We start from the raw sequence: 13875 nt of genomic DNA, 5'->3' as shown, positions 1-13875 counted from the left end.
ATGCTGTTCGGAATCCTCGGTGAGACCCGGGCGTGGCACCACGACGGGACCGAGGTTCCGTTGGGCGGACCGGCCCGCCGCGCGCTGCTGGCCCTGTTGCTGATACGCCCCGGAGAGGTCGTATCGGCGGACCGGCTCGCCGACGCCGTCGACCCGGACGGGGCGGTATCGGCGCACGCCCTGCAGTCCCAGGTGTCCAGGCTGCGCAAGGCCCTCGGCTCCGGGGCCGTGCTCGAAGCGGCCGGGGCGGGCTACCGGGTCGTGGTTCCGCAGGACGACGTGGACGCCTGCCGGTTCGAGCGCCTGGCCCAGGAAGGGCGGGCCGCTTTGCACGCCGGCGACGCGGCGGGCGCGGTCACCCTGCTGCGCGAGGCGCTGGAACTGTGGCGCGGGCCGGCGCTGGCCGGCGTCGCCGAGAGCGAGACGGCCCGACCCGCCGCCGTACGGCTGGAGGAGTATCGGCTCGGGGCCCTCGAGGACCGGATCGAGGCGGAGTGCCGGATCGGCGAACCGCACGCCGTCGTACCGGAGTTGCGCGAGCTGGTCGGCCGCCATCCGCTCCGGGAACGGCTGGCGGGCCTGCTGATGCGGGCGCTGTTCGCCGAGGGCGGCCAGGCCGCGGCGCTTGTGGTGTTCGAGGAGACCAGGCGGCACCTGGCCGACGAGCTGGGCGCGGATCCCTCCGCCGAACTCATGGCGCTGCACCGGGAGTTGCTGAACGCCGATCCGTCGCCCGCGCCCGCCGCGCCGCCCGCCCAGCTGACCGCGTTCGTCGGCCGCGCCGACGAGGTGACCGAGGTCGCCGGTCTGCTGCGGGTGGCCCGGCTGGTCACACTGATCGGCCCCGGCGGCGTCGGCAAGACCCGGCTGTCCGTCGAGGTCGCGGGTGTCGCGGCCGACGACGTCTGCTTCGTGGAGCTGGCTCCGCTGCGCGACGGCGCCGGACTGCCGCAGACGCTGCTGCGTGCGTTCGGCCTGCGCGAGAACGGGCTCGGCATGGGGGAGCGCCGCCAGCCGCCGGTCGATCGCCTGATCGCGGCGCTGTCGGACCGGATGCTCCTGCTGGTCCTGGACAACTGCGAGCACCTCGTCGACGAGGTCGCGGCGCTGGCAGCGCGGCTCCTGGCGGTCTGCCCACGGCTGCGGGTCCTGGCGACGAGCCGCGAGCCCCTCGGTATCACCGGAGAACACCTCTGGCAGGTCAAGCCGCTCGACGGCGACGCGGCCGAACGGCTCTTCACCGACCGGGCCGGCGCCGTGCGACGCGGTTTCGCCGCCGACTCCCAGGTCGTGCACCGGATCTGCGCGGCCCTCGACAACCTGCCGCTGGCCATCGAACTCGCGGCGGCGCGCATCCGCACGCTCGACATCGACGACCTCGCGGGACGGCTGGACGACCGGCTCGGGGTCGCGGCCCGCGGCAGCCGCACGGCCGACGAGCGGCACCGGACCCTGCGCGCGGTGGTCGCGTGGAGCTGGGACCTGCTCTCCGATTCCGAGCAGCAGGCCGGGCGCCGGTTCACGGTCTTCGCCGGCGGCGCGACGGCCGAGTCCGCGCGGCGGGTGTGCGGAACCGACGGCGAGACGCTGGAGTCGCTGGTCGACAAGTCGCTCCTGGAGGTGGCGGACGGCCGCTACCGGATGCTGGAGACGATCGGCGCGTACGGCGGCGAACGGCTCGACGCGGCCGGCGAACGCGAGTCGGTGCAGCGCGCCCATGCCCAGCGGTTCCTGGATCTGGTGCGGACCGCCGACCCTCATCTGCGGCGGGCCGAGCAGCTGGAGTGGCTGCCCGTCCTGACGGCCGAGCACGGCAACTTCCTGGCGGCCCTGCGCTGGGCGGTCGAGGCGCCGGACGTGGAGACGGGCCTGAAGCTGCTGGCCTCGGCCTCGAACTACCTGTGGATCCGGGGCGTGTCCGCCTCGGTCGCGCCCCAGGCGATCGCGCTCCTCGACGCGGTGGGCGACGCACCGCCGGCCGGCCTCGGCGAGGAGTACGTGGCGTGCGTGCTGCTGGCGGCGTCCGGCGTCGCCGGCCGGCCGGTGTGGCAGCGCCACCGTGCGACCGCCGAGAAGGTCCTGGCCGCCGCATGGTCGGGCGGACGGCCCGGCCGCTACCCCGTCGGCCTCTTCCTGTGGATGATGCGCAGCGCGACCGAGACCGACCCGCAGAGCGCCTTCGCCCTCGTCTCGTCCCAGCGCGACTGCGCCGAGCCGTGGGCGCGGGCAGCCGCCCGGTACGTCTCGGGCTTCGGCCCCCTCGGCGAGGGGGACACCGCACGGGCCGAACGTGACTTCGCCGCGGCCGTCGAGGGCTTCCGCGCGCTCGGCGACCGCTGGGGCACCGCGCTGGCCCTGGACGCGCTCGCCGGCCTGGCGGGCGGACGCGGCGACCGCGCGCAGGCCATCGCGCTGACCGACGAGGCCCTCACGCTCACCGAGCAGCTCGGCGCCCTGGAGGACAGCGTCGATCTGCTGGTCAACCGGGGCGATCACCGCATCGGCGAGGAAGCGGCGGCGGCCCGCGACGACTACGACAAGGCCGCCGGCCTCGCCCGCCGCGCCGGCAGCCCCACCTGCCTGGCGGCCGCCCTGCGCGGGCTCGGTGACATGGCCCTGCTCGACGGGGACCTGGCCGAGGCGGAGCGGTTGTACGGGGAGGCCCTGGAACGCGTCGACCCGCACTGGGTCAAGAGCGTCGGCACCCGGGTACGTACCCTTGCCGGACTCGGCCGCATCGCCGACGCGCGCGGCGACCGTGCCGCGGCCCGGACGCGTTACCGGGAGGCCGCCCGGTCGGTGGCCGACATGGGGGCCGACATCCTGGACGTACTCCGCCTGCTGGGCCTGCCCGAGGGCGTCATCGAGAGCGTGGCGGGGGCGGTGAGCACGCCGTGAGCACGCGGTGAGCGCCCCCGTAGAAGCTCACCACATGAAGAACACCAACGTACTGATCTCCGGTTCCTCCGTCGCCGGCCCCGCGCTCGCCCACTGGCTCCACCAGTACGGCTTCCACCCGACGATCGTGGAGCGCGCCCCGGCGCTCCGCGACGGCGGCTACGCCGTCGACTTCCGGGGCGAGGCCCACCTGTCGGTCCTGCGACGCATGGGCCTCCTGGGCGACATCGAAAGCGCCCGGACGGGCATGGGCTCCCTGTCGTACGTCAACAGCGCGGGCAAGCCGCAGGCCGAGCTGCCCGCCGATCTGTTCGCCGGAGACCTCGAGATCCTCCGGGGCGACCTGGCCCGGATCCTCTACGACGCGACCGAGAAGCACACGGAGTACCTCTTCGGAGACTCCATCACCTCGCTCACCGAGGACGCCGAGGGCGTGACCGTCACCTTCGAACGCAGCGCGCCACGCAGATTCGACCTGGTGATCGGCGCCGACGGGCTGCACTCCGCCACCCGCCGCCTGACGTTCGGGCCGGAGGAGCAGTTCGTGAAGCACCTCGGCGTCCACTGCGCGATCTTCACCACGGCCAACCACCTCGGACTCGACCACACCGGGCACGCCTACCGCACCGCGGGCAAGCTCGCCGCGATGTACAGCGCCCGCCACAACTCCGAGGCCAAGGCCGTCTTCTACTTCGCCTCCCCGCTCCTGGACCTCGACCGGCGGGATGTGGCACGACAGCAGGCGATCCTGGCCGAGCAGTTCGCCGGAACCGGCTGGGAGTGCGACCGGCTGCTCCAGGACATGCGATACGCGCCCGACTTCTACTTCGATTCCGTCGGCCAGGTCCGCATGGACTCCTGGTCCCGCGGCCGGGTGGCCCTGGTCGGCGACGCCGCCTACTGCCCGTCCTCCCTGTCGGGCATGGGCACGGGACTCGCCCTGGTCGGCGCGTACATCCTGGCCGGAGAGCTGGCCGCCGCGCACGGCGACCACCGGGTCGCGTTCGCCCGCTACGAGGACGAGCTGCGGGAGTACGCCGAGGGCTGCCAGAAGATGGGCGACGGCGTCGCGAAGCTGATGGTCCCCGGAAGCCGCCTGATGGCCACGCTCCTCAACCGCTACTACAAGGTCATGCCCTACCTGCCGGGCAAGAACATGGCCGCCAAGATCGCCCGCAAGACCGCCGAGAACATCACGCTGCGGGACTACCAGGACCTGGTCCGGCACCAGCCGGAAAGCGCCAACCCCTCCCGGTAGGACGCGTGAACGCCCCGTCTAGGGTGCGGACATGAACCCACACCCCTACCTCTCCGAACTGTTCTCGCTGGACGGCCGGGTCGCCGTCGTGACGGGCGGCAGTTCCGGCATCGGCCGGGCCATCGCCGGAGCTCTTGCGCGAGCGGGGGCGAGCGTGGTGATCGTGGCGCGCAAGGAGTCGGAACTGGCCGCCACGGTCGACGAGCTGGCGGCGGACGGCTGCCGGGCGGCCTGGGTGAGCGCCGACCTGAGCACCCGCGACGGGGTGCGCGCGGCGGCGGAGCAGGCAGCCGAGGTGTTCGGCGAGCCCGACATTCTCGTCAACAGCGCCGGGATCAACCTGCGGCCGCCGATGGGTGAGCTGGGCGAGGAGGTGTGGGACGCCACGATGGCGGTGAACCTGGAGGCGCCCTACCTGTTGGGCCAGCGGTTCGGGCCCGGCATGGCCGAGCGCGGCTTCGGGCGGATCATCCACATCACCTCCCAGCAGGCGCACCGGGCGTTCGTCCAGAGCGGCGCCTACGGGGTCTCCAAGGGGGCGCTGGAGTCGCTGGCCCGCTCTCAGGCCGAGGCCTGGTCGCCGCACGGCGTCACCTGCAACACCCTGGTGCCCGGCTTCGTCATGACCCCGCTCAATACGCGGTTGTCGTCGGACCCGGAGAAGGTGGCGGAGCTGGCCGCGCGCACGATGGTCAAGCGCAACGGCCTGGCCGAGGACTTCGCCGGAGCGGCGGTGTTCCTGGCCGGCCGCGCATCCGGCTACGTCACCGGGCAAGCGCTCTTCGTCGACGGTGGGTTGTCCGTTCACTGAGCCCCAGCGCGTCTCGCCCGTCTCCGTCTCACGGTCTCCTGATGCACGTCCCACTGCGTCCAACGATGTAGTGGGCGTTCGTCGCTGCGGAGGAGGAACCCGGCACAAAGGGCCTCGACCATGGTGGAAAGCGAACATCGTGGACGGGAGTTGGGGTGGCCGAGGCAGTGGGGACACAGACAGCCGTGGTGGCGGAGGGGGCCATCGGGGGCGCGGGCGGTGGGGCACGGGCGCGCATGCCGTTGCTGGACGTGCTGCGCGGGGTGGCGATTCTCGGGACGTTGATGAGCAACGTCTGGATCTTCGCCGGGCCGGGCGCCGAATGGGGACTCCTCGGCGGGAACGCCGGATCCTCGGCGGGAGCCGACCCGTCATCCCTGGCCGGGGTGGCGGAGACGGTCTTCCGGTCCCTGGCGAACGGCAAGTTCCTGTCGATGCTGACGATTCTCTTCGGCGTCGGGCTGGCCATCCAGTTCCGGTCGGCGGCCCAGCGCGGGAATCCGTGGCCGGGACGGTACAAGTGGCGGGCGCTCTTCCTCTTCGCGGAGGGGACTGTGCACTTCGTACTCGTCTTCGCCTGGGACGTGCTGATGGGGTACGCGGTGGTCGCGATGCTGGTGGCCTGGCTGCTCACGCGTTCCGCGCGGGCCCAGCGCGTCACATGGATCGCCATGGGCGCACTCCACCTGATGGTGATGAGCCTGATCACGGCTGCCCTGCTGCTCGCCCCGGGCGGCGGGACGAACGGCGGCGCCGACGCCGATGCCGTGGCCCTGTACGCCGAGGGGGGTTACGTGGAGCAGATCGCCTTCCGGCTGTCGCATGCCGCGGTGCTGCGCATGGAACCGGTGCTGTCCTTCGCGCTGCTGGTGTTCCTGTTCCTGCTCGGCGTACGGCTCTTCAGGGCCGGGGCCTTCCAGGGCGACGCGGCGGGGCGGCGCATCCGGCGCCGGCTCGCCGGGTGGGGATTGGGGATCGGCCTGCCCCTCAACGCCCTTGCCGTGCTGGGCGGCTCGGACTTCTTCTTCCTGGACCGGTACGCGGCGGCGCCGGTCCTGGCGATCGGCTACCTCGGCCTGATCGGCACGGCGATGGACCGCGTCCGTCACCCGGGTCCACTGACCTCCGCCCTGACCTCCGTGGGCCGTACCGCCCTGTCCTGCTATGTCCTGCAGAACGTCCTCGCCATGCTGGCCTGCTACGGCATCGGCCTGGGCCTGGCGTCCCGTTGGGCGGACAGCGGCCCGTGGTGGGTGATGGGCCTGTGGGCGGCGATCTGCCTGGCGCTGGTGGTGGGGGCGAGCCTGTGGCTGCGGCGCTTTGAACACGGGCCACTGGAATCGGTGCAGAAGCGACTGCTACGGCGCTGATGCGGGCGGCCCACGCCCGGCCCAGGCAAGGGCCGGGCGTGGGCGAGAACGCCCTTGGCCGACGTCAGGAGCTCGTGAGGACGACGAGTTGCCGGGTCGCCCGGGTCATCGCGACATAGCGGTCGACCGCTCCTTCGATGCCGTTGCCGAACGCCTCCGGGTCGACGAGGACGACCAGGTCGAACTCGAGCCCCTTTGACAGTTCCGGGGTCAGCGAGCGGACGCGGGGCGTCGCCCGGAACGTGGGGTCGCCGATGACGCAGGCGATCCCGTCGTCGTGGGCGGCGAGCCAGGTGTCGAGGGTCGAGTTCAGGTCCGCAACCGATCCGTGGACGACAGGGATGCCGCTGCTGCGGATGGACGTCGGTACGTTGGCGTCGGGCAGCTCGGTCCGGATGACCGGCTCGGCTTCCGCCATGACCTCTTCCGGAGTGCGGTAGTTGATGCTCAGGGAGGCCATCGTGATCCGGTCGAGCCCGGCCCGTTCCAGGCGTTCCTCCCATGATTCGGTGAAGCCGTGCCTCGCCTGGGCGCGGTCACCGACGATCGTGAAGCTGCGGGACGGGCAGCGCAGCAGCAGCATCTGCCACTCCGCGTCGGTCAGTTCCTGGGCCTCGTCGACGACGACATGCGCGAACGGTCCCGCGAGCCGGTCCGGGTCGGCGGTGGGCAGGGCGCTCTCGTCGATCAGGCTGTCCTGGAGGTCCTTGCCGCGCAGCATCCTCACCGCGCCTTCGCTGTCGTCGCCGGCCGAGGAGAAGTCGGCGGCCGAGAGGATGTCGTCGATGACGTGGGACATGCGCTCGCGCTCGGCGGCGACAGCGGCCTTGTGCTGCCGCTTGCGCCGGTCCGCCTCCGGGTCGCCGAGGCGCTGCCGTGCCGCGTCCAGGAGCGGCAGGTCGGACACCGTCCAGGCCTGGGGGGCGTCCTTGCGCTGCAGCTTCATCACGTCGTCGCGGTCGAGCCAGGGGGCGCACATCCGCAGGTAGGCGGGGACCGTCCACAGGTCGGAGACGAGGTCGTCGGCTTCGAGCAGCGGCCATGCACGGTGGAGGGTCGTGACGAGCTCCCGGTCCTGCCGCAGCGACCGCAGGAACAGGTCGGGCGAGATGCCGTCCTCCTCCTCGTCCATGCCCTGCTTGTCCATCAGGATCGTGGCCAGTTCCTCCCAGATCTGCTCGCGCGCCTCGTTGTGCGGAGTACCGGGGTCCGGTGCTCGGAACGCCTCGGCCCAGTCGGCGGCGCTCAGCCGGATGTCGGACCAGGGGGTCGAGACCGTCATGCTCTCGGTGGGTGGCTCCTCGTAGAACCGGACGGCCTTCTCGATCGCCTTCACCATGTCCGCAGACGACTTCAGGCGGGCCACGTCCGGGTCGGTCTCGAGCGCCGCCGTGGCGCCCTCGGCGACGAGGTCCCGCAGGGTGCAGGTCTGCACGCCCTCCTCTCCGAGGCTGGGCAGGACGTCGGCGACGTAGCCCAGGTAGGGCTCGTGCGGGCCGACGAACAGGACACCGCCGCCGCGACGGTGGTGGCCGAGGCGGGGGTCGGAGTAGAGCAGGTAGGCGGAGCGGTGCAGGGCGACGACGGTCTTCCCCGTACCCGGGCCGCCGTCGACGACGAGGGCGCCGCGGGAACCCGCGCGGATGATGGCGTCCTGGTCGGCCTGGATGGTGCCGAGGACGTCGCGCATCCGGGCGGACCGGTTGCTGCCCAGGCTGGCGATGAACGCGGACTGGTCGTCGAGCGCGGCGTGCCGTTCGAGGCCGTCGGCGGTGAACACCTCGTCCCAGTAGTCGCTGATCCGGCCGCCGGTCCAGCGGTACCTGCGGCGGCTTGCCAGACCCATCGGGTTGGCGTGGGTCGCGGCGAAGAACGGCTCGGCGGCGGGGGAGCGCCAGTCGATCAGCAGCCGACGACCGGTGCTGTCGGTGAGGCCGAGCCGTCCTATGTACATGGGCTCGGGGTCGTCCGCGCCGACGACATGCCCGAGGCACAGGTCCAGACCGAAGCGGCGCAGGGCGCGCAGGCGAGCGGTCAGCCGGTGGATCTCCGCGTCCCGGTCCATCGCCTGCCGGCCGATGCCGCCGGGCGCCCTGCGCTCGGCATCGAGGCGGTCGGACAGTTCGGCGATCGCCTGCTCGAGGCTCTCCGCGAGGGCCGCGAAGTGCTGCTCGTCACCGGCGATCAGCGTCGGGTCGGCCTTGGGGGAGAGGCGGTCGGGAAGGTCGAACACACTGGTGGTCAGGGGGTTCATATGCATCGGTTCCGATCTGAGGTCGCCCGTCACAGCGGGCGCAGCACGGCGCCTGGACGGCGTGACGAACCTGGTGGCCATGACGGGCAATGCTCCGTCCGACGTCGATTTCGTCTTCGTGGCCGGTGTCGGTTCAGGTCACCAGGGTTTGCGGGTTCTTGTGTTCCGGGTCCTTGCTCGACGATCCCGCGTGGTTCACGCGGGCATCGGCGGCCTCTCGCGGCGGACCTCGTCGAGCAGCAGCTTCGCCGCCATCTCCGCCCCGTCGGTACGGATCCGGCCGGCCACGGCCTCGGCCCGGCCGCCGGTCTCGGGGGTCAGGGCCGTCTCGAGCGCGGCCGACAGGGACTCGACGGTCGGTGTCGGACCGTCGTGTGCCGCGCCGATGCCCAGGTCGGCCACCCGGCGTGCCCAGTACGGCTGGTCGGTCGCCTGGGGCACGACGACCTGCGGTGTGCCGGCCCGGGTGGCCGTTGTCGTGGTGCCCGCGCCGCCGTGGTGGACGACGGCGGCCATCCGGGGAAACAGCGCCTGCTGGTTGACCTCGCCGATGACGAAGCAGTCGTCGCCGCCGTCGACACGGTCCAGGTCCGCCCAGCCGCGGGCCAGGACCACGCGGTGGCCCTGCGCGCGGACCGCGTCGATGGCCACCTGGGCGATGTCGGCCGAGGCGCGCAGGGGCATGCTGCCGAAGCCCACGTGGACCGGTGGTGTACCGGCGTCCAGGAACGCCAGCAGATCGGCGGGGAGCGGGTTGTGGTCGGGCACGATCCACGCGCCGGTCTGCACGACGTCGAAGTCCGGCGTCGGCTGCCAGGGGTCCAGGACCGGATCGGTGGCCAGCCACGGCCGGTCGCCGATGACGTAGTCGCGGACGTCGTCCACCGGCGGCAGGCCGATCGAGGCCCGGTTGGTGTTGAGCGCCGCACCGAACAGCGCGTTGATGCTCTGGGCGTCCAGCTCCCACAGCACCCGGTTGTCGGTCACCTCCGGCGGGAACGGCCGGCCCGGATACGCCAACGGCAGGTGGTGCGGCGACGGAAGGGTCAGCTGCTGAAAGGTCACGGACACCGAGCGCATGCCCAGTTTCTCGGCCACCGACAGCGCGCCGGCCGCGGCCGGCAGCATCCCGGTCGCCACCAACACATCGCATCCCTCGGCCGCCGAGATGAGCGCGTCGAACTGGCCGGCGATCAACTCGGCCGCGCGGCTGGGCAGATCCGACGCCGGCGGAGCCGCCTTCGTCAGCGCGCGCGCCGACCGGCCGACCGGCACCAGCGGCACGCCGACACCCGCCAGCCGCTGCGCGAAGTCCTCGTCCGGCGGCGCGCACACCCGCACCTCCGCGCCGAGTGCCCGCAATTGCACCGCGAGACCCACCATCGGTTCGATGTCCCCACGCGACCCGTAGGTCGACAACAACACACGCATGTGGCAATTCCCGCTTTTCTTTGATTCTGGCCTCGGCCGGCGATTCTGCACCACGACCGGGGCCTTGCCACAAGCCCCCCGGTGCGCTATAAGTTGAGAGTGGCAAGGAGTGGGTAACCTCCTTGCCTTTGTTTTTGTCGTCCGCCGTGGACGGACAACCTCCTCCCGAAACCGCGCCGCGTGCGCCGTCCCATGGACCGCAGCTGTGGAGCTGGTCCCGACATCCTCCCCGCTGCGGTGACTTCCCCGTCCGGTGGGGACCGTTCGCGGCGGCCTGCGATACTCCGCAGGCGGCCGCGGTCTCCGTTGTCTCGTCTGCCGCCGCGCCGGGCACCACAGGAGGGGGCGAAGCCGTGAGGAGGACGGGTTCCGCAGGGCCGACGGGTCCCGGCGGCGAGGTCGGCCGGCGCGACGCGCACCGTCCGCTGGAGGTCTTCGCCGCCCCGGACGCCCCGCGGGCGGCGGTGCTGCTCCTGCACGGCGGGCGCGCCGACGGGCTCGGACCGCCGTCCGTCCTCAATCTGCCCGGCCTCCGCATGCATCCCTTCGGCTTCGCCGTCACGCGCGCGCTGCGCGGCCGGCCTCCGCTGCTGGCCACCGTGCGCTACCGCTGCCGCGGGTGGAACGGCGCGCGGGCCGATGCCGCCCAGGACGCCGCGCGGGCGCTCGATGAGCTGGCCGCCCGGGAACCCGGTGTGCCGGTCGTCCTCGTCGGCCACTCGATGGGAGGCCGGGCGGCCCTGCGCGTCGGCGGACACCCGGCGGTCCGCGGGGTCGTCGCGCTCGCCCCGTGGTGCCCGCCGGACGAGCGCGTCGACCAGCTGCGGGGCAGAACCGTCGCGCTGCTGCACGACCCGCGCGACGGCGTCACCTCGGCCGAGGACACCTGGGCGTTCGGCAACCGCGCCCGGCAGGCGGGAGCCAGGGTCGGCGGCTACGCCATGCCCCGCGGCGGACACCCGATGCTCCACGGCGCCCGCCTCTGGCACCGCCTGACCGCCGACCTGGTCATCGCCCTCCTCGACGCCCCCGGCAATCCGGCCACGGCAGGCGGCACCGAACCCGACGGCACCACCGGCGCGGCGACCGCCGCCGCCTTGCCCCTCATCCCTCGGCCGGGAACTCGCTTTCTCTGAACGGCACTTGGTGCCGCCTCCCTCCTGGCTCGACCGGGTCCGCGGGCCGGCCTGTCGGTGTCGGGCAGCCCCTTCCCGGCGTCATCCGCCGAGCGGGGCGGAGGCTGCGCCGAGGTGGTGGGCGACCTCGGCCGGATGGGTGAGCTGTGGGTAGTGCCCGGCCCCGGCGATCTCGGTCACCTGGTGGTCGCCGGCCGCGGCCGGCGGGTCGGCCGAGCCCACGACGATCTGCACCGGGACGTCGACCCGGTCCAGCAGCGCCCGGTACTGCTCGCGCTCGGCGGAGGCCGTGCGCAGAGCCGTGATCACCCGGTGCGCCACGCCGGGGCGGCGCAGGTCCGCCGCGGCGCTCGCCACCTCCGGCCCCTCCGGGAGGCCCAGCAGCCCGGCCAGCCGAGCGGCGGACATGCGGCGCAATGTCGGCACGGCCAGGACCGAGCGGGTGGCCCGGGGGCCGGGGGCCTGCAGAAATGCCGGGGAGACGAGTACGAGCCCGCTGATGCGCTCCGGATGCTCGACGGCGAACCGCAGCGCGGGTCCGCAGGCCAGCGAGTGCGCGACCAGCGCGGGGCGGGTCCGTACCGGGCTCAGCAGCTCGGCCAGCCAGGTGTCCAACTGCGCGGCGGAGGCGGCCGAGCGGCCGAGGCCGGGCAGGTCGGGCGCCAGGACCGGGCCGGCGAGGCGGGCCGCGAGCGGCGCCCAGAGGTCGGCGTTCATCGGCAGCCCGTGCAGCAGGACGTGAGCCGGGCGGTATCGTTCTCCGTTCACCCAGGTACGGCTGCCCGCCACGGTGTGGAAGCCGTACGGGCGCAGCCAGGGCGAGGCGGCGCCGAAGCGGGTGGCCACCAGGTCGTCGGCCCACGCACGCAGGGCGTCCGCGGCGGGGGGCATCTCCAGGCCTGCGGCCGCGGCGACGGCACGGGCGGAGGCCGTCGGATAGCGGTCGGCCGACAGGAACGACAGCGTCTCGGGGTCGGCACGGGTCACCTTGCGCGGCAGGCGCCGCAGCAGGCCGACGGGAAGGGTCCGGGTGGGCGCCCGCACGCCCGTGTGGTCGGCGATCGTGCGGATCAGCTCGGGGAGGAGGGGAGTGGTGTCGTCGAGCACCCAGTGGTGTTCGCCCGCGGGCGATGCCGGGATCTCCGCCAGAAAGCGCGCGAAGTAGTCGAGGGTGACGATCGGCAGGAAGGTGTCGGGGCCGCCGGGCAGCGCGCGGAGCCGCCCGTTCCACAGCCCTTCGACTAGGGCAGCCAGGCCGATGTACTGCCCCGGCCCGATCACGGTGCTGGGATTGGCGATCGTCAGCGGGACGTCCAGTGCGCGGGCCCGGGCGCGTACCGCGAGATCGGCCTCGATCTTCGATGCCTCGTACGCCCCCAACTCGCCGTAGTCGGGACGGCCGTCGGAGGCGCTCACCCGGTATCCGCTGAGGTGCACCAACCGCCGCAGCGCGGGCAGCGAGGCGGCCCATTCGAGCACATGGAGCGCCCCGGTGACGTTGGTCGCCCGCGCCTCCTCCACCCCGAGGCCGAAGGCGAAGCGCGCGGCGGTGTTGTAGACGTCGCGCACCTCGGGCAGGCCGGAGAGCGGTTGGGTGATGTCGGCGGCGACGACGGTCAGCCCGCCGGTATCGACGCCCTGGGAGGTCAGCCAGGGGGTGAGGGCGTCGTCGTTCCGTACGGCTGCCGCCACCCTCTGTCCCCTGCCGAGCAGTTCGGCGACGAGGGCCCGGCCGATGAATCCGGTCGCGCCGAAGACGAGCGCGTCGCTCGCGTCCATGAGACTCCTTGAGGATCGATTCAATGGGCCGATTTAATGGATCGGTCTACATATTTTTTGCCCGGAAAAAGGGCCCGCCGATCTTCGGCGGGCCGGGTCAGCGCAGCAGTGCGGCGATCTGGCGGGCGACGCGATGCAGCGGCTCCCTGCTGCGGTGCGCCTTGGCCAGCAGGAGCGCCCCCTCCACCAGGGCCAGGATCGTGACCGCGAGATCGTCGGCGTCCGGATGGCCGTCCAGCCGCGCGCGGAGGGCCGCTTCCCATGCGCTGTAGACCCCCGAGCAGGCTTCCTGCAGCGGGTCGCTGGTGGCGGCCGTTTCGAGCGCCACGGTGGCCACCGGACATCCTCGGCGCCAGCCCGACTCCTCCAGTCGGTCGCCCAGATGTCGCAGCACCCCTTCGGCGAACTCCGCCACCGACGGGCTGGAGGCGGCCAGGCCTGCGAAGGCGTCGCCGATCGCCTGGCCGGCCCGCCGAACGGACTCGCCGACCAGCTGGTCCTTCCCGGCGGGGAAGTGGAAGTAGAGCGAGCCGCGGGGTGCGCCGCTGAGCGCGATCACCTGGTTGAGTCCGGCGCCGGAATACCCCCCCGTCTCGATCAGGTCCTGCGTCGCATCCAGCAGCCGGTCACGCGTCTCGGTGCCTTTCTGTCCCATGGCTTCAAACTAGACCGATCTACATATTCTTTCAACTCGGCGCCAGCCCGACTCACTTCGTGGAGGCCGTCGGTGGCGGCGGGACCGGCGCGACGTACGGTCGTCGCCGTGGGAAAAATTGCACCGTTTGAAACGGATGACCGGAAATGCCCGTACTGGCGCATACCGTAGCTGTGCTGCGGCGGACCGAACGCCGCGGACACTGCGAAGGGACCGGGATGGAGTCCAGCGACACCGGCAACGAGCCCCACCGCCCCGCCGCCCGGCCCGACGCGGCGAAAGC

Annotated in this window: 9 protein-coding genes; 5 read left to right on the top strand and 4 right to left on the bottom strand. The window is 72.7% G+C overall.

Annotated elements, in window-relative coordinates; translation table 11 throughout:
* The 4 genes from ACIGWZ_RS32475 to ACIGWZ_RS32460 all read left to right on the top strand — a co-directional run bounded on the left by ACIGWZ_RS32475 (position 1) and on the right by ACIGWZ_RS32460 (position 6337).
* A complete protein-coding gene (locus ACIGWZ_RS32475; protein WP_400070315.1) occupies positions 1 to 2898 on the top strand; it encodes a BTAD domain-containing putative transcriptional regulator in 2898 nt (965 codons plus the stop codon).
* 34 nt (positions 2899 to 2932) lie between these two features.
* On the top strand, positions 2933 to 4156 hold the full coding sequence (locus tag ACIGWZ_RS32470; RefSeq protein ID WP_400070313.1) for an FAD-dependent monooxygenase: 1224 nt from the start codon (positions 2933 to 2935) through the stop codon (positions 4154 to 4156).
* Positions 4157 to 4187: 31 nt separating this feature from the next.
* Positions 4188 to 4967, top strand: a complete 780-nt coding sequence (locus tag ACIGWZ_RS32465) for an SDR family NAD(P)-dependent oxidoreductase (protein WP_400070311.1) — start codon at positions 4188 to 4190, stop codon at positions 4965 to 4967.
* A 236-nt stretch (positions 4968 to 5203) separates the two neighbouring features.
* Entirely contained in the window at positions 5204 to 6337 is a 1134-nt protein-coding gene (locus tag ACIGWZ_RS32460; protein ID WP_400070476.1) for a DUF418 domain-containing protein, read from the top strand.
* Between the two features lie 64 nt (positions 6338 to 6401).
* On the opposite strand, the gene helR is transcribed toward ACIGWZ_RS32460, so the two are convergent.
* Positions 6402 to 8591, bottom strand: a complete 2190-nt coding sequence (gene helR, locus ACIGWZ_RS32455) for an RNA polymerase recycling motor ATPase HelR (protein ID WP_400070474.1) — start codon at positions 8589 to 8591, stop codon at positions 6402 to 6404.
* Between the two features lie 195 nt (positions 8592 to 8786).
* Complete coding sequence (locus ACIGWZ_RS32450) at positions 8787 to 10022, bottom strand: glycosyltransferase (RefSeq protein ID WP_400070309.1); 1236 nt, start codon at positions 10020 to 10022, stop codon at positions 8787 to 8789.
* A gap of 353 nt (positions 10023 to 10375) precedes the next feature.
* On the opposite strand from ACIGWZ_RS32450, the gene ACIGWZ_RS32445 reads away from it, so the two are divergent.
* Positions 10376 to 11158, top strand: a complete 783-nt coding sequence (locus tag ACIGWZ_RS32445; protein WP_400070307.1) for an alpha/beta fold hydrolase — start codon at positions 10376 to 10378, stop codon at positions 11156 to 11158.
* Positions 11159 to 11239: 81 nt separating this feature from the next.
* On the opposite strand, the gene ACIGWZ_RS32440 is transcribed toward ACIGWZ_RS32445, so the two are convergent.
* Together ACIGWZ_RS32440 and ACIGWZ_RS32435 are read right to left on the bottom strand one after the other, a co-directional pair.
* On the bottom strand, positions 11240 to 12937 hold the full coding sequence (locus ACIGWZ_RS32440; protein WP_400070305.1) for an alpha/beta fold hydrolase: 1698 nt from the start codon (positions 12935 to 12937) through the stop codon (positions 11240 to 11242).
* 97 nt (positions 12938 to 13034) lie between these two features.
* On the bottom strand, positions 13035 to 13592 hold the full coding sequence (locus tag ACIGWZ_RS32435) for a TetR/AcrR family transcriptional regulator (RefSeq protein WP_400070303.1): 558 nt from the start codon (positions 13590 to 13592) through the stop codon (positions 13035 to 13037).
* Positions 13593 to 13875 lie beyond the last annotated feature (283 nt).

Origin of the sequence: Streptomyces sp. NPDC053427 (genome assembly GCF_044544985.1) — a bacterium.
Classification (GTDB): Bacteria; Actinomycetota; Actinomycetes; order Streptomycetales; family Streptomycetaceae; genus Streptomyces.
This window is presented reverse-complemented; position numbering and strand designations above follow the sequence as displayed.